The organism is Lentibacillus halophilus, assembly GCF_055395055.1.
The window spans coordinates 1369452-1386360 of record NZ_AP043750.1; the positions used below are offsets into that span (position 1 = coordinate 1369452).

Consider the following 16909-nt stretch of genomic DNA (forward strand, 5'->3'; position numbering starts at 1 on the left):
GAGGCGTTGTAACAGTGGTATTTGTTTGGTTTGTATCAGCGGCTGTATTAACGGTTTTTACAGCAAGAAAGTTATCACTCTATGCGGATGTGATAAGTGAAAAAACGGCAATGGGTGGCATGGTTGTCGGGACGATTCTTCTGGCTGGTGCGACATCATTGCCGGAAGTAACGACCAGTTTTTCCGCGGTAATGATTGATAATATTGATATAGCGATTGGAAATATGCTTGGTTCCAATCTGTTTAATGTGTTCATACTCGGCGCGTTGGACTTTTATTATAGAAAACGACGATTATTTCATCTTGCCAGCAGTAATCACAAATATACGGCGTCGTTAGGATTTGTCCTAATGATGTTGGTAACGCTGGCTCTATTGGTACGCATGGATTATGCCATCGTTGGAATAGGCCTGGATTCACTACTGATTGCAGCTGTTTACATAGTTGGGATGGCGATCATCAGAAAACTGCCGGCGCCTTCTCTCAGTCATGAGGAAACAGCGGATGTGGAAGAGACTGACGGAGATAGAGAATCCATCTCTGTTGGACATGCTTTTGCAGGTTTTACTGTTTCGGCATTGATTATCTTAGGAACAGGAACCCTTCTTTCAATAACAGGTGATGACATTGCAGTTATTACCGGGCTTGGGTCGAGTTTTGTAGGCAGTTTTCTCATAGCCGCGACGACCTCTTTACCGGAAGGGGTATCCGTTTTAGCAGCGTTACGATTAAAAAATGTGAATTTGGCGGTCGGCGCTATTCTCGGCAGTAATATGCTGAATATGTTGATTCTTGCTTTATCGGATGTGGTTTACAGACAAGGATCATTGTTGGCAGATGGAAGTGGATCGCATGCGTTGTCCGCGATTGGCGGAATGTTCCTTGTTTTCGTTGTCATCTGGTCTTTCATGCGGAAACAGTCGCCATCCATATTGGTTTACAGTATTCCGTCACTGGTCATTATCGTCGGCTATTTTCTTGTTCAATACATGATATTTACAAGTTGAAAAATAAATGTTGTTAATGGTGTCATTACTATTGACTTATATTCAAAATTATGCGACATTAATGAAGAGATAGTAAACAACTGCATAGAGATAACACTAGGGGCGCTGAAAAGCTGAGAAAGACTGGTTTGTCTTGACCCTTGAACCTGCACTGGCTAATACCAGCGAAGGGAAGTGGAACACGTTGTCATGACACATAACATGTATCTTAATGGAATGATACGAGGAACCGCTTCTGTTAGAAGAAGCGGTTCCTTTATTTTATCACGCATTAATGAATGGTCATACCTCACCTGTGAACGTGGGCAAACCATTTACGTGAAGGTTTGGGATAAACAACCCGCAATGTTTGATTCGTTCAACACCATTCAGTTGGTAAGGTGCCACCCAGTGACTTTACTTTAAAGGAGGAATAGTACATGCATCATTTACTGAATCATCTGGTAAATCAAGTTGACTATCGACAGGATGAGCTTGTTGATTTATTGAAAGAACTCATTCAATTTAAAACGCCCGCACCACCTGCCAGAAATACCGAGGAGGCGCAACAATTTATTGATTCATTTTTACAGGAAAAAGGGTTGAGTACGGATAAGTGGGACGTTTATCCAGGAGATCCGAATGTTGTTGGCGTTCGTAAAGGGACGCATTCCGATTCCCATAGGAGCCTGATTGTGAATGGGCATGTCGATGTTGCTGAAGTGAATGAGGATGAGGCATGGGTGAGCGATCCATTTACGCCATTTGTTCGAGACGGCCAGATAATTGGCAGAGGTGCAGCGGACATGAAAGGTGGTATGGCTGGTGCTTTATTTGCCATCCAGTTGCTGCATGATTCCGGAATTGAATTGCCGGGTGATTTAACGTTTCAATCCGTCATCGGTGAAGAAGTTGGCGAAGCTGGGACATTGCAATGTTGCAAGCGTGGTTATAAAGCCGACTTTGCGATTGTTGTTGACACAAGTGATTTGCATATACAGGGGCAGGGAGGTGTCATCACAGGCTGGATTACCGTAAAGAGCAAGGAAACGTTCCATGATGCTACGCGTAAAGATATGATTCATGCCGGTGGAAATCTGTTTGGCGCCAGCGCAATAGAAAAAATGACAAAAATTATTCAGGGGCTACAAGAACTGGAAAGACATTGGTCCGTTATGAAAAGTTATCCAGGCTATCCTGCTGGAACCAACACGATCAATCCGGCTGTTATTGAAGGTGGAAGACATGCGGCTTTTATAGCTGATGAATGCCATTTATGGATTACTGTTCACTTTTATCCCAATGAAACGCACGAGCAAGTGGCAAGAGAGATAGAGGACCATATCCGTGCCGTTGCAAATGGAGATCCATGGCTTCGGGAAAACCCACCTGTGTTTGAATGGGGCGGGTCATCCATGATTGAAGATCGTGGCGAAATATTTCCATCGTTGGAAGTGGATTATGACCATGATGCAGTCCAGACATTAATACAGTCGCATCAACGTGTACAGAATGAAGCGCCTACCGTCGATGTTTCTCCATCTGTAACGGATGGGGGCTGGTTTGGCGATGCAGGTATTCCTGCTGCTATTTATGGTCCGGGGAGTCTTCGGTACGCTCACGCAGTCAATGAACAAGTTTCTATTGAGCAATTGGTTGAATACACGAAAACGTTGTTAACGTTTATATATGAGTGGTGTCATACAGAAAAAGAATGAATGAAAACTAGTATGGTCATTTAAAGGGAGATGAGGATTGCAGATGAGTAAAGAAGCATTAGCGTTTAATGATGTGACATTTCGCTATCAATCAGAAAAAAGTGTAGAGTCCGTTTCCATTTTGGACAAGATACATTTTCATGTGGATGATGGTGAACTTGTCAGTATTATTGGGACCAGCGGATCTGGCAAGAGTACTATATTTCGGTTAATTACCGGGCTTGAACAGCCGGATGAAGGTGATATTTTACTGGATGGAAAGATAGCAAAAAGTCGATTAGGACAAGTAGGTTATATGCCCCAGGAAGATTTATTAATGCCGTGGAGAACGATTATGGAAAATGCCGCACTGCCATTAGAAATTAAAGGGACAAAAAAGGAAGAAGCCCAAAGCCGTGTATTAAAACTATTGGCTGATTTTGGTCTTGAAGGTGTGGAGCATGCCTTTCCTGGTAATCTATCAGGCGGTATGCGTCAGCGGGTATCTTTTTTACGAACGATTTTGAGCGGATCCAATCTTTTGTTATTGGATGAACCATTCAGTGCTTTGGATGCGATTACCCGGATAAACATGCAGGAATGGCTGCTTGAACAGTGGAAGAAATGGGAGAAAACGATTCTATTTATTACACATGATGTGGAAGAAGCGTTATTTTTATCTGATCGTATTTTTATACTGACACAAAAGCCAAGTAATGTCATCCAAGAGGTAAAAGTACCTTTAGAGCGCCCAAGGACGCTGCGTGATTTAAGCCAAACGGATGTTGTAACACTGAAAGAACATTTAATCGAACTGCTTCGTTCCAAGGTGAAAATATGAAAAATCTTCATTCGTATTTGTTATCGAGCTTACTGGTGCTTGTATTCCTGATTGTTTGGGAAATAGGGGCGAGCTTATATAATAAAAGTTTTATATTGCCAACGCCCACAGCAATAGCTGGAGAGTTATGGGAGTTGAAAACGGTTTTACTGTTGAACCACCTCCCATCGACTTTGTTAATCATCCTAATTGGCCTTGTGGTGTCCATCGTGATGGGTGTCACTTTGGCCGTATGGATGAATATGAGTAAAACAGCGGAAAAAACGTTCTATCCACTGATTATTACATCCCAGACAATACCGGTTATTGCGTTAGCTCCCATTTTTGTTCTCTGGTTTGGATATACGATTTGGAGCAAAGTCGTTGTTGCCATTTTAATCACGTTTTTTCCGCTTACAGTCAGTACATTTGATGGGCTACGTTCATCCAATAAAGATTTGAAAGAATTACTGCTTACAATGGGAGCTTCCAAAAAAGATATTTTCTTTAAATTGGATGTGCCATCTGCCTTGCCATCTTTTTTTTCAGGGTTAAAAGTTGCTGTAACGATGAGCGTGATTGGTGCGGCAATAGGCGAATGGTTAGGTGCACAAGCCGGGTTGGGATATTTTAGCCGCCGAATGATGACCCAATTTGATGGTGCAGCTGTATTTGCTCCAATCGTTTTATTATCAGCAGTCGGCATTTTCTTATTTTTACTAGTCATATGTCTGGAAAAAATTATATTAAAATGGAGGGAAAAGCAATGAAAAAATATATAGGGATAACTTTATGCTTATGGATTATTTTGTTACTGACTGCTTGCGGAGGCACTGATGCATCGCAGAAAACAGATAAAGAAAAAGGGACAAATGAATCATCGAACGCAGATGACCTAAAAGAAGTCAGTATTATGCTCGATTGGTATCCAAATGCCGTACATAGTTATATCTATGCAGCAAAAGAAAAAGGTTTTTTTGAAGAAGAGGGTATAAAGGTTGATATTCAGTTCCCGACCAACACGACAGATCCATTAAATCTGGCAGCCGCTGGTAAGGTAACATTGGGTTTATATTATCAGCCTGATGTTATAACCGCTCGTGCCAATGAAAATGTTCCTGTTAAATCGGTCGCCTCGATTGTACGTTCTCCTTTAAATCATGTTGTTTTTCTGGACGACAGTCCCATTCAGTCTCCTAAAGATTTAGAAGGCAAGAAAGTAGGCTACCCGGGAATACCACTAAATGAGGCATTATTGAAAACAATGGTAGAGCATGATGGTGGAGACTATAGTAAAGTTAATAAGGTGGATGTTGGATTTGAGCTTAGTCCTGCTGTGGTTTCCAAAAGGACGGATGCGGTAATCGGTGCCTACATTAATCATGAAGTACCTGTATTAGAAAATAAAGGATATGATATGCGTTATTTTAATCCAGTAGATTATGGTGTACCGGATTACAACGAGCTGGTTTTAGTAACTGGCGATGAGACCTGGAGTGATGAGAAAGATGCTATCCAGTCCTTTTGGAAAGGTGCTGAAAAAGGCTACCAGTTTATGAAGGACAATCCGGATCAAGCGCTGGAAATATTACTGAACAATCAAGATGAGTCGAATTTTCCATTAGATAAAGAAGTGGAACAAGAAAGCCTTGAAGTACTATTGCCTAAAATGGAAGCAAAAGGAGTGGAGTTTGGTTCACAGGATAAAAAATCATGGAGAGAAGTAAGGGATTGGATGTATCAGGCTGGTTTGATTGAAACAAAACCGAACGTCAATGAAATGATTGTTAATATGAACAAGTAATGCAATGGTAAGCCGGTTTGCATAAAGCAAACCGGCTTGATTGTTGCTAGCTGACCTTTTGTAAATGGGACTGCAGTATTTGTTGTAATGTTCGTCTCTCCTCTTCATTCAGAGGAATCATTGGCAGGCGAACATTACCGACCATAACCCCTTGCATGTTGAGGGCTTCTTTGAGTGGTGAGGGGCTTGGCTGGGCAAACATGGCTTTCATGATTGGGAGAATGCTTTGATGAATTGAAGCGGCTTGTTGCACATTGCCATTTTTATAGCTCGTGATCATATCCTGCATCTCATTCCCGATAATATGGGAGGAAACAGATACCACACCGGCTCCACCGACTGCCAACGTTGGCAACGTCAAGCTGTCTTCTCCAGTGTACAGGGTGAAGTCGTCTGTCGTTTGGCTGATGATGTTGGTCACCGCATCCAAATCACCGCTTGCCTCTTTCACTGCAACTATATTGGGAACCTTGGACAGTCTGACGGTTGTTTGAGCGGAAAGACCCACAGCACTTCGGCCGGGGATGTTATACAGCATAACAGGCAGTACTGTTGATTGAGCAATTGCTTGGAAATGCTGAAATAGCCCTTCCTGTGAAGGCTTATTATAGTAAGGTGTTACAAGCATAATACCATCGATTCCTGTTTTTTCCGCCTGTTGCGTTAAATCGATAGAAGCCTTCGTGTTATTAGAGCCTGTACCGGCCAAAACAGGTACCCTTCCATTGGCTGTTTTGGCAACGAAGGAGAATAAATCCAATTTTTCTTCTGTTGTTAATGTTGGGCTTTCACCGGTTGTGCCGGCTACAACCAAACCCTCTGATCCATTGGCGATTAAATGGTTAACAAGGTTCCTGGTTGCGTTAAAATCAATGTCACCGTGCTGATCGAATGGGGTAACCATAGCGGTTAATACTTGACCGAAATACATCTCTTCACATCCTTTAAAATTTTTTGCGTTGAATGGTGAAGGACTGTTTGATAACCGAACATAAAAAAGCAACAACGAAAGGCTTCGCTGTTGCAGTTAAGCATTGTTATCCGCAAACGTAAGATAGCCCTTCATATAGTTTCATTTCCTATATGACAGTCCTGTGTTTCTTCAACACAGTCCCAGCCTCAAGAGAATGAGCTCTTTCAGCTTCGGCAAATTCCCCTTTCCACAAACATCAACAGATCTCATTTTCTTCTGTTTGTGTACTAATGGTTTTTGCACCCTCTATCCTTACTTCAATCACATTGAAATAGGGATTATTTAATTATATTCATCTTAGCAAACATTAGATACAAATACAAGGTTTTTTTCACTTTTTTAGAAAATTTCAAGAATCCAGTGTGAAAGGCGGCCGATATAACCTTCTCATTCCACATTGTGATAACCCTTGATGGCGGGGCAATTCGATAAGGCTGTTTCATGCATTTGTCCGTCTCTGGTATTCACTCTCACGTCTCAAAAAGGGATACGAATCCTTGAAATATACGTCAATTTTGCTCGGAGAAGGGAAGAGTGACCCAGAATGTGTTGTTATGTTCGTCAGTTGTTAAACCAATCCGACCGTTATGCTGCTCGATAATTTCTTTGGCGATCGCTAATCCAAGACCACTGCCATTGGTTTGTCGGTTTTGTACGTCAGTGCTTCTGTAAAAGCGTTCGAATATCCGATCATGATCCTCGGCAGGGATGTGTTCACTTGGACTGCTTATGGATAAATAATAATAGCCATGTTCGATCTGTCCTGTCAGACGAATGCTGTCATTGCCTTGGTCATAATCAATGGCATTTTCAATTAAATTGTTGATAACTTGCCGTATGCCTTTTGCGTGAACAGATACTTCGAAAGATTCTACATGAGCATCGATGATCATTTGCTTTTGTTCCAATTTCCATTGAAACACTGTAATGCATTGGTGGACGAGTTCGGCGATATCGACGTCACTGTGTTCGGTATAAACGCGGGAGGACATATCGCCCCACTCTTTCAGCATTTCCATCTGTTTCGTCAACTCCATCAGATGCTTGGTTTCCTTGTGTAACGCTTCATATAACGAGTAATTTCCTTGCATATCTCCGTCCCGCAATGCTTGAAGATAGCCGTTCAAATTGGTGATAGGGGTACGTAATTCATGCGACAGGTCGGAGATGATTTTTTGTCGGTTTTCATCGTTGGTCTCCAGCTGACGGATAAGTGCGTTGAAGTGCGTTACCAGCTCGCCGACTTCCCCTTGAGCTGTATCCGGCGCTGGGGCTGGGTACGCCCCTTTTTTTAATTGTTTGGTCGCTTCAATCAAATGGTTAATAGGCTTGATAAGCTTTTTTGTTAAATAATAATGAAGCAGGCTTCCCGTAATAAACGTTAAAAGAGCGAACATCAGTAAGTATTGAAGCAAAGTGGCATTAAAACGTTGCTGTTGCGGCCTATTGAAATTTCCCATGGCATCCGCCAAAAAACAAGCCGTCTCGTAAATGGCCAAACCGCTCAGCAGAATAGCAGCGGCGATAATCATCATGTTAAGGGCGGATAGCCGCCATAAAAATCCCTTTGGCAGCAGAGACAAAAGTCGTTTAAACACGTGCAAATTTATACCCCATTCCCCGCACAGTCAAGATATGTTCCGGTCGGGAGGGTGCTGTTTCGATTTTCTCCCGGAGTTTTTTAATATGGGCATCAACCGTCCGGTCTAGTACAGTATGTTCAGCATGTGGATAGAGCTGGTCGATTAGTTTTTCCCGGCTGAATACAAAGCCTGGGTTCTGCATGAATAAATGTAGCAAATGGAACTCATGTGTCGTTAGCTGGATCGGTTCATTATTAAGATGTACTTCCCCTTCTCGTGGCTTGATGCACAATCCGTTATGGACCATGGCTTGGCAATGATGGCTTGTTCGGCGCAAGACAGCTTCGACATGGGCCACAAGTTCTTCAGGTTCAAAAGGTTTGGTGAGATAGTCGTCAGCTCCCATTTTTAAACCTGAAATTTTGTCATCGACGCGAGATTTTGCCGACAGCATAATAATGGATGGTTTCGTCTGTTCCTGAGCTTGAACCCATTCACAGAACGCTTCGCCGCTCATAGTCGGCAGCATCAAATCGAGTATGATTAAACACGGGTTGTATTTGCAATAGGCTTTTTGAGCTTCTTCTCCGTCGTGCGCTTCCACAACGTCATATTGATGCTTTTCCAGATGCATTCGTATCAATCCACGAATCATTGAATCGTCGTCCACGACCAAAATGGTTTGTTTCATTCAGAACACCTCTATGTTCCATTATAAGACAACGTGTTCATCATTTCATCTTTTCAAACTCCTGGACCATCTGTTCATAATTCATGGGTCCCAGCTGTTTATACTGAATGCGGCCTTCCGAATCAATCATATACGATGTGGGAATGGGCTTAATCTGATACGTATTGGCGACGTTGCTATTTTTATCCATCGGTATCGGAAAGGTGAGGCCGTATTCATCGACGAAATCCACCACATCGCTTTCACTGTTTTCGGCCGTTGTTAAGTTAACAGCTAAAATTTCAATATCTTTATTCTCATAAAATTTCTGCATATCCGGCATTTCTGCGCGGCAAGGTGCGCACCACGATGCCCAGAAGTTAACGAGAACCCGTTGCCCTCGGTAATCAGTCAAGGAAACCTTTTCTCCCTGCAACGTTTGCAGTTCAAAATCAGGGGCTTTTTTCCCGATTTGAAGCCCATACGAATCGGCACCGCTGTTGTCACCACTGTTTTCATTTTCCTCCGCTGTGGTAAAATCTGAGTTATCAGCTGTGTCCTTGTTATCGGAACTGAGTGCCAAATCATAAATAGCCCACACAAACATGCCTGCCAAAACGACGATAATAATGGTTTTTTTCATAAGCGAATCCTCCCGTTCATCCTAAATTTCCCATCCATGTCCCCTCGACCAACTTCAACAGATAACTGGAAATACGTGACATTTGTCCGGTGAATAATAATACCCCCATGACAATCATAACCGCGCCGCCAGCTTTCATGATCTTTTGGCTTTGCCGGACAATCCACCGTGTGGAACCAAGGAAAAACGTCAGTATGAGAAAAGGGAGTGCAAAGCCGATAACATACATGATCGTATAAATGGTTCCCTGTCCTGGGTTACTCGCGGCTATAACCAAGATGGAAGAAAAAATCGGACCGATGCATGGGGTCCATCCGGCTGCAAACCCGATGCCGACAAAAATGGTACCGATATAGCCAACCGGTTTTTTCGTGAATTGAAGACGTTTTTCCTTCATAAAACTGCCAATTTGCAGCCATCCCGCAACAAACAGTCCCATGACAATGATGAAAATCCCTGCTATTCGCTGCAGAAACAGACCGGACTCTCCTGTCAGAAGCCCCTGAATCCATTGTCCGAGAAACGATACACCGACACCGAGACTAATGAATACCAGGGAAACGCCAAATAGGAAAAAGACAGAGTGAAGAAGCAATTTGCTCCGAATCCTAATATCTTTGTTACCTTCTAATTCCTTTACACTCATGCCTGTAATATACGACAGATACGCCGGGAAAATAGGCAGTGTGCACGGGGAAAGGAACGACAGAATCCCGGCTCCTACTGCAAGCAAAATGGTTACGTCTGCAGACATGATGCCACCTTCCTTCTGTTAAAAATAAGTACGATGATACTCGTGATAAATACGGGAAGCAAAAACCAAACTGTCATCATATACCCGAATAGCGATGTGAATGGCAAAAAGAACGATAGGAGCAATTGCCCCGCGCTCCAACCGGCAAAGATCATACAGGCCATAGTGACGGGTGCAAGCTTTTCCCGCAGCAACATAAAAGCAACCATAAGTATGAGCAGCAGCCCTTGCTGCCATAGGGATAAATGATTGCCATGCCAAATAATATCCAGAAATTCATAGGAAAACGCTGCCCCTAGAAAAACGGGCAGAAAAGCTGTCAAAAATCCGTGGATATCCATCGCGTGGCGTTTAACCCGATATGCCACATTCACCACCATTAGGATAACAGCTGTGAAAAAAGCGGGTGAAGCGCTTGGGTAAGCCAGAACAGCCAGCGGATCTGACAGAAATATAGGGAGGTTCATTAATAGTTTGCCTGCCCATACAAACAGAATAAAATTGATCAAGATTGATACTATTTCCTCCCGTTCCTTCTTTTTTCCGGATTTGCGGGCGGAGGTGGCTATGTAATAAAACAAAAGACCGCCAGCCAAGCTTGCTATAATAAAAAATACGTTTTCCAGTGACCATGCATTCATTGTATTGCCTCCATTTGTATTTTATTATAAACCACTTATGTGAACGTTTGATGAAAATAGAGGATATTTTTAAAAAGAATTATTTCCTTTCATTTGAACAAACTAAAAACCATATTACCGAATTTCTAACTAGCACAATCGGTGTAACCAGTAATATATGTCTGAAAAGGTGTGTATTTCGAGCATTTTGGAGGAATTTTGCGATATAAACCTTGTAAACATTATAAAATAAAAAATGTACGGATTTTTAAAAGTTTATAAATGTATTTGCTTGTTTTCAGAATCGTGACGTTTCTTCTATACTAACCAACATGAGTTAAAGAAAGTCATTATGGAGGTGTGAACAATTGCTATCGTTTGAAAATGTGACTAAGCAATATACAGACGGAACACCGGCCGTCAAAGATCTTAATTTGAATATAGAAAAGGGTGAGTTTGTTTGCTTCATCGGACCGAGTGGATGTGGCAAAACAACCACCATGAAAATGGTCAATCGGTTAATTGATATTACCGGAGGCAACATTTATGTGGATGGAAAAGATATTAAGGAGCAAAATGCGGTTGAACTGCGTCGGTCCATCGGCTATGTGATCCAGCAGATTGGTTTGCTGCCGCATATGACGATCAAGGATAATATTGTCCTGGTCGGCACGCTTCTGAAATGGTCCAAAGAACAAAAAAATGCCCGTGCCCGTGAACTACTGAAGCTGGTTGACATGCCCGAAGATTATTTGAATAAATATCCGCATGAATTAAGCGGAGGCCAGCAACAGCGTATTGGCGTGTTGCGTGCACTGGCGGCGAACCCACCTTTGATTCTAATGGACGAGCCATTCGGGGCGCTTGACCCAATTACACGAGATTCATTACAGGAAGAGTTTAAGAAACTGCAAAAAGAATTGCATAAGACCATCGTTTTCGTGACGCACGACATGGACGAGGCTTTAAAACTCGGCGATCGCATCGTCATCATGAAAGACGGAGAAGTCGTACAAGCGGACACGCCGGAAGAAATACTCCGCAACCCCGCAAATGATTTCGTTGAAGCATTCCTTGGTAAAGAGCGTTTGATTCAGGGGCGTCCGGATGTCACAACGGTTGGTCAAATTATGGATGGGTACCCAGTGACAGTCCAAACCGGTACAACATTGAAATCTGCTATTGCCACGATGCGTGACAAGCATGTTGATTCGTTGCTTGTTGTTGATTCAAACAATACGCTACAAGGATTTCTGGACGTTGAGGCCATTAATCTTAATTATAAAAAAGCCAATACAGTCGAAGAGGTCATGGAGACGGATCTCTTTTACGTATCCGAGGATAGCCTGTTGCGTGATACCGTCCATAAAATCTTGCGCCGTGGTGTGAAATACGTCCCTGTTGTCGATGAAAACCAGCATTTGGAAGGCATTGTTACCCGTGCCACATTAGCAAATATTGTATATGACACGATTTGGGGCGATGGAACAGAATTAGAAGAAATAGCAACCACAACACAATAGGAGGTGAATAACAATGATGGATTTTTTTGCAGAACACGGTAGCAACCTAATGTACAAAACATGGGAACACTTTTATATTTCATTGGCAGCTATGTTGCTTGGCGTCATTGTCGCGGTACCATTGGGCGTAGCGCTTGCAAGAATTCCCAAATTCGCTGATCGCATTATTTCGCTCGTCGGTATTCTGCAGACCATCCCGAGTCTTGCTATTTTAGCGTTTTTCATACCGATCATAGGTATTGGGAAAATTCCGGCCATTATTGCCTTATTTGTTTATTCCCTTCTGCCGATTTTGCGCAACACTTATATTGGTGTACGTGATGTTGACCAAGGTGTAATAGAAGCAGGCAAAGGCATGGGGATGAGCCATTGGCAAGCTATCGCGAAAATGGAACTGCCGCTGTCCATCCCGGTTATTATGGCCGGCATTCGTCTGTCAACCGTTTATTTAATTGGTTGGGCAGCGCTGGCCGCATTTATCGGCGGTGGTGGTCTTGGTGACTTTATATTTGATGGACTGAATCTGTATAAGCCATCACTCATCCTGGCAGGAACCATCCCAGCCACTATATTGGCGGTGATAGCGGATCGTTCGCTTGCGCTTTTGGAAAGCAGTCTTACCCCTGAAGGGATGAAGGATACCCAGAACGCAACATAATAAACGTAATAATGGAGGTGAATACGGTGAAACGCGCACTTTATAAAGGGAGCATCCTTCTGATTCTCGTAATGGTATTAACAGGATGTTCCTTGCCCGGACTGTCCGGAACATCAAAAGAAACCATCAACATCGGATCACTGACGCAATCAGAATCCCAACTCATGGCAGAAATATTGTCGATCATGATTGAACGGCAGACCGATGCTCAGACGAATCTGGTTACCAAACTCGGTTCATCCATTGTGCAGCATCAGGGTATGCAACGTGGTGACCTTGATATTACAAGCACACGCTATACGGGGACAGATATATCCGGTGCTCTCGATATGGAGCCAATCAAAGACCCGGAAAAGGCGTTAAAAACCGTCAAACGCGAATTTGATGATCGCTTTAATCAAACGTGGGCCGAAACGTATGGATTTGCAAACAGTTATTCCATTGCTGTAACACAGGAATTCGCTAAACAGAATAACATTGAAACGATATCCGATCTGGAACCTTACGCTGACGATATGGATTTTGGCGTCAATAATGCCTGGATCAACCGGGAAGGTGATGGTTATGACGGATTCAAACAGACGTATTTTGACTTCGGTCAGGTTTTTCCGATGAATCTCGGTCTGGTATATCAGGCAGCGGCCAGCGGTAATATGGATGCTGTACTGGCGTATTCCACCGATGGGCGAATTAAAGAATATAATCTAAAAGTTCTCAAAGATGACAAACGGTTCTTTCCGCCTTATGATGCATCACCGGTCATTAATAACGAGACTTTGGAAAAATATCCTGAAATCCGCGAAATTACAAAACGGCTTAGTGGAGAAATTTCAACCGAAGAAATGCAGCAGTTAAATTATAAAATGGATGTTAAACGCATGAACCCACGCAAAATTGCAAAGCAGTTCCTTGAAAAGAATAATTACTTTAGAAATACCGGAAAAGGAGGGGAGTAGTATGGAGACATTGCAGGAATTTATTAATTATGCCAGTGCAAACGGAAATTACATTTGGACGCAATTTTACAGGCATTTTCTTATGGCCATATACGGCGTTCTATTTGCATCCATTATCTCTATTCCTCTAGGCATCCTCATTGCCAAATACACGAAATTAAGCAGTTGGGTGCTGGCTGTTGGAAGTATTATTCAGACCATTCCGGCATTTGGTGCTATGGCTGTCATCATGCTTATTATGGGACTTGGAACCAATACGGCTATTGTGACATTAGTGCTGTATTCCATCCTGCCGATCACACAGAATACGTACGTTGGTATGAAAAGCGTTGATAAAACAGTTGTTGAGGCAGGGCATGCTTCCGGGATGACCAAATTTCAATTATTGCGAATGATTGAATTGCCATTGGCGGTCAGTGTGATTATGGCCGGCGTTCGGACAGCACTGGTCTTAGGCATTGGAATTGTTGCCATCGGTGCATTCATTGGTGCTGGTGGACTGGGCGCCATTATCGTAACAGGGACAAACGCGACGGACGGAACACCTATTATATTGGCGGGAGCTATCCCGGCAGCATTGATGGCCATTATCGCGGACGTGGCTTTGGGATGGACAGAACGCTTATTGCAACCTGGTAAGACGTAAATGATATAAACATTATAAAATTTAAATTGTAAACAGTTTATGTTTTTCTTGCCTCTTTATGATTCCATATGTTTCTATGTAGACAGGTTCGGAATTTGATCGATGATGATTTATTAGGAGATGATTGGATAAATGAAGATGGGGGAAGAAACAGGTGATAACATGGAAAAAATTGAAGACATACGAACGCAATTTATTGAAAAAATAACAGATAATATGAATGCGTTCGGTGCACCAACAAGTGTTGGTCGTGTTCTGGGAATTATTTATATGAACGGGGAACCGATGACACTTGATGAATTATCCGATGAAACCGGAATGAGCAAAACTAGGATGAGTCAGGTTGTCCGGGAAATGATGGATATGAATGTGGCTGAACGGGTCTTTAAGAAAGGTGTCCGCAAAGATCTTTACCAGGTTGAAGAGGATTACTACCAGACGTTTATTTCCATTTTTACGTCGACTTGGCAAAAAGCCATCAGCCGGAGCCGTCATTTTGAACAGCGTTTGATGAAAAAACTGGACGAGCTTCAGCAACAGCCGGAATTGTCGGATGAGGACGAACAGGCGATTAATGACTTGTTAGCGGAACTCCATGAATGGACGGAATATTATGATTGGATACGCCGCGTAACCGACTTCTTTGAGAGCGGCGAAATATTTAATTATGTACCCAAAAAGCGAGCAGGAGGAGATTCGAATGAGTAAAAAAGTAATGCTTTCATGTGCATTGACAGGAGCTGGAGAGACGACGTCCAAAAATCCGGATGTGCCGGTGACACCGAAAGAAATCGCCGATTCAGCGATTAAAGCAGCGAAAGCCGGGGCCACAATCGCTCATATTCATGTGCGAGATCCGGAAACCGGGCAACTGAGTCACGACGTCAACTTGTTCCGCGAGACGGTGGAACGCATTCGTGAATCGGAAACGGATGTCATTATTAATATTACGTCCGGCGGCGGCGGTGACTGGATTCCAAGCGATGCCGATCCAACCAGAGGTGGCGAAGGAACGGATATACAGACACCGGAAGAACGCCATGAGCCGGTAGGTGAACTTCTGCCGGAGATGTGCACCCTCGACTGCGGCAGTACGAACATTGGCGATATGATGTATGTTGGCCCGACGGACTGGTTGCGCCGGCAAGCTAAACTCATCCAGGAAAGCGGTGTGAAACCGGAGCTAGAATGCTTTGACACAGGGCATGTACGTTTTGCGAACCAGCTCATTAAGGAAGGCCTTATCGACGAGGATCCGCTTTATCAATTTTGCTTGGGCATTCCATGGGGAGCAGCAGCTGATGCGGAGACATTGGCTTATATGAAAAGCCGCATCCCAGAAAACGGCAGATGGGCATCGTTCGGAATTGGCCGGATGCAAATGCCGATGGTCGCCGAATCCGTCCTGCAAGGTGGCAACATTCGTGTCGGCCTGGAAGATAACCTGTACTTGAAAAAAGGCCAGCTGGCAACCAATGAACAACTGGTTGATAAAGCGGCCGGCATTGTTGAAACGCTTGGATCAGATCTCATGACACCGGCAGAAGCCCGGGAAGAATTAAATTTGCGTAATCCACACGGAAAGGAAGACTAACATGACTGCACCATCATCCATCAAACAAATTACCATTGTCGGTACAGGTGTTATCGGCAATGGTTGGATCACCAGATTTCTGGCCAACGGTTACCGTGTAATTGCCTCCGATCCGGACCCGGAAGCGGAGGCGCGTACGCGGGATTCCGTTAAACGGTCTTGGAGCTCGGTGGAAAAAATGGGGCTCGCAGACGGGGCTTCTCAGGATAATCTCATTTTCGAGCCGGATTTGCAAAAAGCTCTGGCTCAAGCTGATTTTATTCAGGAAAATGTTCCCGAACGTGAAGAATTAAAACGAAGCGTGATTGCGTCAATTGATCACTATGCCCCGCAGAATGCTGTTATCGCGTCAAGCACATCCGGTATCCTGCCCAGTACATTGCAGGCTGATTGTGTGCATCATCCGGAGCGGGTCATCGTTGCGCACCCGTTTAATCCGGTTTATCTTATGCCGCTTGTTGAACTGGTTGGCGGTGAGAAAACGGATGATACGTTCGTTGAAAACGCTAGGCAGTTTTATGAAAGCATGAATATGAAACCACTCGTTGTTCATCAGGAAATTGAAGGGCATATTGCTGACCGCCTGATGGAGGCTATTTGGCGCGAATCGTTGCATATCGTCAATGACGGTGCGGCGACAACGGAGGAAATTGACGCGTCCATTGTGTATGGCCCTGGACTGCGCTGGGCATTGATGGGGCCATTCATGACGTTGCATATGGGCGGCGGCAAACAAGGCATGCGTCATATGCTGGAACAGTTCGGCCCGGCCTTGAAACTGCCTTGGACCAAACTCGAAGCACCGGAATTAACTGATGAACTGTCGGAAAAAGTTGTTACCGGCTGTGAAGCACAGACTGGTGATGTGGAAATGGAAAAACTGGAAGAACGCCGGGATGCTTTTCTAATTGAACTGCAGCAGCTTCTGGAAAAATACTGGCCAAGTGCCAATTTATCCGCAGGCGTGAATGAAAAGGCCTAA

General features: G+C 43.7%; 18 protein-coding genes and 2 riboswitches. Of the genes, 12 read left to right on the plus strand and 6 right to left on the minus strand.

What is annotated here, in order from left to right; genetic code table 11:
• Positions 1-14 precede the first annotated feature (14 nt).
• The 5 genes from ACZ5Q7_RS06700 to ACZ5Q7_RS06720 all read left to right on the plus strand — a co-directional run bounded on the left by ACZ5Q7_RS06700 (position 15) and on the right by ACZ5Q7_RS06720 (position 5307).
• The gene (locus ACZ5Q7_RS06700) at positions 15-1007 is read left to right on the plus strand and encodes a sodium:calcium antiporter (RefSeq protein ID WP_343750779.1); all 993 of its coding nucleotides are present in this window, start codon (positions 15-17) and stop codon (positions 1005-1007) included.
• Between the two features lie 88 nt (positions 1008-1095).
• Positions 1096-1197: riboswitch (TPP riboswitch) on the plus strand.
• 229 nt (positions 1198-1426) lie between these two features.
• Positions 1427-2704 (plus strand): acetylornithine deacetylase, encoded by a 1278-nt coding sequence (locus ACZ5Q7_RS06705; protein ID WP_343750778.1) that lies wholly within the window; start codon positions 1427-1429, stop codon positions 2702-2704.
• A gap of 43 nt (positions 2705-2747) precedes the next feature.
• Entirely contained in the window at positions 2748-3524 is a 777-nt protein-coding gene (locus tag ACZ5Q7_RS06710; protein ID WP_343750777.1) for an ABC transporter ATP-binding protein, read from the plus strand.
• The gene (locus ACZ5Q7_RS06715; RefSeq protein ID WP_343750776.1) at positions 3521-4273 is read left to right on the plus strand and encodes an ABC transporter permease; all 753 of its coding nucleotides are present in this window, start codon (positions 3521-3523) and stop codon (positions 4271-4273) included. The genes ACZ5Q7_RS06710 and ACZ5Q7_RS06715 overlap by 4 nt, the downstream gene beginning before the upstream one ends.
• Positions 4270-5307, plus strand: coding sequence for an ABC transporter substrate-binding protein (locus tag ACZ5Q7_RS06720; RefSeq protein ID WP_464433173.1), 1038 nt, complete (start codon positions 4270-4272; stop codon positions 5305-5307). The genes ACZ5Q7_RS06715 and ACZ5Q7_RS06720 overlap by 4 nt, the downstream gene beginning before the upstream one ends.
• 46 nt (positions 5308-5353) lie before the next feature.
• On the opposite strand, the gene dapA is transcribed toward ACZ5Q7_RS06720, so the two are convergent.
• The 6 genes from dapA to ACZ5Q7_RS06750 all read right to left on the minus strand — a co-directional run bounded on the left by dapA (position 5354) and on the right by ACZ5Q7_RS06750 (position 10571).
• Positions 5354-6238 carry a 4-hydroxy-tetrahydrodipicolinate synthase gene (gene dapA, locus ACZ5Q7_RS06725; protein ID WP_343750774.1) on the minus strand — a complete coding sequence of 295 codons (885 nt, stop codon included), beginning with the start codon at positions 6236-6238 and terminating at the stop codon, positions 5354-5356.
• A gap of 116 nt (positions 6239-6354) precedes the next feature.
• A riboswitch (Lysine riboswitch) is annotated at positions 6355-6537 on the minus strand.
• A 252-nt stretch (positions 6538-6789) separates the two neighbouring features.
• Positions 6790-7878 carry a sensor histidine kinase gene (locus tag ACZ5Q7_RS06730; RefSeq protein WP_343750773.1) on the minus strand — a complete coding sequence of 363 codons (1089 nt, stop codon included), beginning with the start codon at positions 7876-7878 and terminating at the stop codon, positions 6790-6792.
• Positions 7871-8554: a response regulator transcription factor gene (locus ACZ5Q7_RS06735; RefSeq protein ID WP_343750772.1), complete on the minus strand. Its 684-nt coding sequence runs from the start codon at positions 8552-8554 to the stop codon at positions 7871-7873. The genes ACZ5Q7_RS06730 and ACZ5Q7_RS06735 overlap by 8 nt, the downstream gene beginning before the upstream one ends.
• 40 nt (positions 8555-8594) lie before the next feature.
• Complete coding sequence (locus tag ACZ5Q7_RS06740; RefSeq protein WP_343750771.1) at positions 8595-9176, minus strand: TlpA family protein disulfide reductase; 582 nt, start codon at positions 9174-9176, stop codon at positions 8595-8597.
• 16 nt (positions 9177-9192) lie between these two features.
• Positions 9193-9930 (minus strand): cytochrome c biogenesis CcdA family protein, encoded by a 738-nt coding sequence (locus ACZ5Q7_RS06745; RefSeq protein ID WP_343750770.1) that lies wholly within the window; start codon positions 9928-9930, stop codon positions 9193-9195.
• Positions 9915-10571, minus strand: coding sequence for a hypothetical protein (locus ACZ5Q7_RS06750; RefSeq protein WP_343750767.1), 657 nt, complete (start codon positions 10569-10571; stop codon positions 9915-9917). The genes ACZ5Q7_RS06745 and ACZ5Q7_RS06750 overlap by 16 nt, the downstream gene beginning before the upstream one ends.
• A 347-nt stretch (positions 10572-10918) precedes the next feature.
• Here ACZ5Q7_RS06750 and ACZ5Q7_RS06755 point away from each other — a divergent pair, with 347 nt between their 5' ends.
• The 7 genes from ACZ5Q7_RS06755 (at position 10919) to ACZ5Q7_RS06785 (ending at position 16909) form a co-directional block, all read left to right on the plus strand.
• Positions 10919-12073, plus strand: coding sequence for a betaine/proline/choline family ABC transporter ATP-binding protein (locus tag ACZ5Q7_RS06755; protein WP_343750766.1), 1155 nt, complete (start codon positions 10919-10921; stop codon positions 12071-12073).
• Between the two features lie 13 nt (positions 12074-12086).
• Positions 12087-12731: an ABC transporter permease gene (locus ACZ5Q7_RS06760; RefSeq protein ID WP_343750765.1), complete on the plus strand. Its 645-nt coding sequence runs from the start codon at positions 12087-12089 to the stop codon at positions 12729-12731.
• Positions 12732-12802: 71 nt separating this feature from the next.
• Complete coding sequence (locus ACZ5Q7_RS06765) at positions 12803-13687, plus strand: osmoprotectant ABC transporter substrate-binding protein (RefSeq protein WP_425542328.1); 885 nt, start codon at positions 12803-12805, stop codon at positions 13685-13687.
• Position 13688: 1 nt separating this feature from the next.
• Positions 13689-14333, plus strand: coding sequence for an ABC transporter permease (locus tag ACZ5Q7_RS06770; RefSeq protein ID WP_343750763.1), 645 nt, complete (start codon positions 13689-13691; stop codon positions 14331-14333).
• Between the two features lie 162 nt (positions 14334-14495).
• The gene (locus ACZ5Q7_RS06775; RefSeq protein WP_425542327.1) at positions 14496-15041 is read left to right on the plus strand and encodes a GbsR/MarR family transcriptional regulator; all 546 of its coding nucleotides are present in this window, start codon (positions 14496-14498) and stop codon (positions 15039-15041) included.
• Positions 15034-15927, plus strand: a complete 894-nt coding sequence (locus ACZ5Q7_RS06780) for a beta-keto acid cleavage family enzyme (protein WP_343750762.1) — start codon at positions 15034-15036, stop codon at positions 15925-15927. Before ACZ5Q7_RS06775 ends, ACZ5Q7_RS06780 begins: the two co-directional genes overlap by 8 nt.
• 1 nt (position 15928) lies before the next feature.
• Positions 15929-16909: a 3-hydroxyacyl-CoA dehydrogenase NAD-binding domain-containing protein gene (locus ACZ5Q7_RS06785; protein WP_343750761.1), complete on the plus strand. Its 981-nt coding sequence runs from the start codon at positions 15929-15931 to the stop codon at positions 16907-16909.

Coding starts and splice junctions, on each gene's coding strand:
- ACZ5Q7_RS06705 (WP_343750778.1), top strand. CDS start 1,427: ATGCATCATTTACTGAATCATCTGGTAAATCAAGTTGACTATCGACAG.
- ACZ5Q7_RS06710 (WP_343750777.1), top strand. CDS start 2,748: ATGAGTAAAGAAGCATTAGCGTTTAATGATGTGACATTTCGCTATCAA.
- ACZ5Q7_RS06715 (WP_343750776.1), top strand. CDS start 3,521: ATGAAAAATCTTCATTCGTATTTGTTATCGAGCTTACTGGTGCTTGTA.
- ACZ5Q7_RS06720 (WP_464433173.1), top strand. CDS start 4,270: ATGAAAAAATATATAGGGATAACTTTATGCTTATGGATTATTTTGTTA.
- dapA (WP_343750774.1), bottom strand. CDS start 6,238: ATGTATTTCGGTCAAGTATTAACCGCTATGGTTACCCCATTCGATCAG.
- ACZ5Q7_RS06735 (WP_343750772.1), bottom strand. CDS start 8,554: ATGAAACAAACCATTTTGGTCGTGGACGACGATTCAATGATTCGTGGA.
- ACZ5Q7_RS06740 (WP_343750771.1), bottom strand. CDS start 9,176: ATGAAAAAAACCATTATTATCGTCGTTTTGGCAGGCATGTTTGTGTGG.
- ACZ5Q7_RS06745 (WP_343750770.1), bottom strand. CDS start 9,930: ATGTCTGCAGACGTAACCATTTTGCTTGCAGTAGGAGCCGGGATTCTG.
- ACZ5Q7_RS06750 (WP_343750767.1), bottom strand. CDS start 10,571: ATGAATGCATGGTCACTGGAAAACGTATTTTTTATTATAGCAAGCTTG.
- ACZ5Q7_RS06760 (WP_343750765.1), top strand. CDS start 12,087: ATGATGGATTTTTTTGCAGAACACGGTAGCAACCTAATGTACAAAACA.
- ACZ5Q7_RS06765 (WP_425542328.1), top strand. CDS start 12,803: ATGGTATTAACAGGATGTTCCTTGCCCGGACTGTCCGGAACATCAAAA.
- ACZ5Q7_RS06770 (WP_343750763.1), top strand. CDS start 13,689: ATGGAGACATTGCAGGAATTTATTAATTATGCCAGTGCAAACGGAAAT.
- ACZ5Q7_RS06775 (WP_425542327.1), top strand. CDS start 14,496: ATGGAAAAAATTGAAGACATACGAACGCAATTTATTGAAAAAATAACA.
- ACZ5Q7_RS06780 (WP_343750762.1), top strand. CDS start 15,034: ATGAGTAAAAAAGTAATGCTTTCATGTGCATTGACAGGAGCTGGAGAG.
- ACZ5Q7_RS06785 (WP_343750761.1), top strand. CDS start 15,929: ATGACTGCACCATCATCCATCAAACAAATTACCATTGTCGGTACAGGT.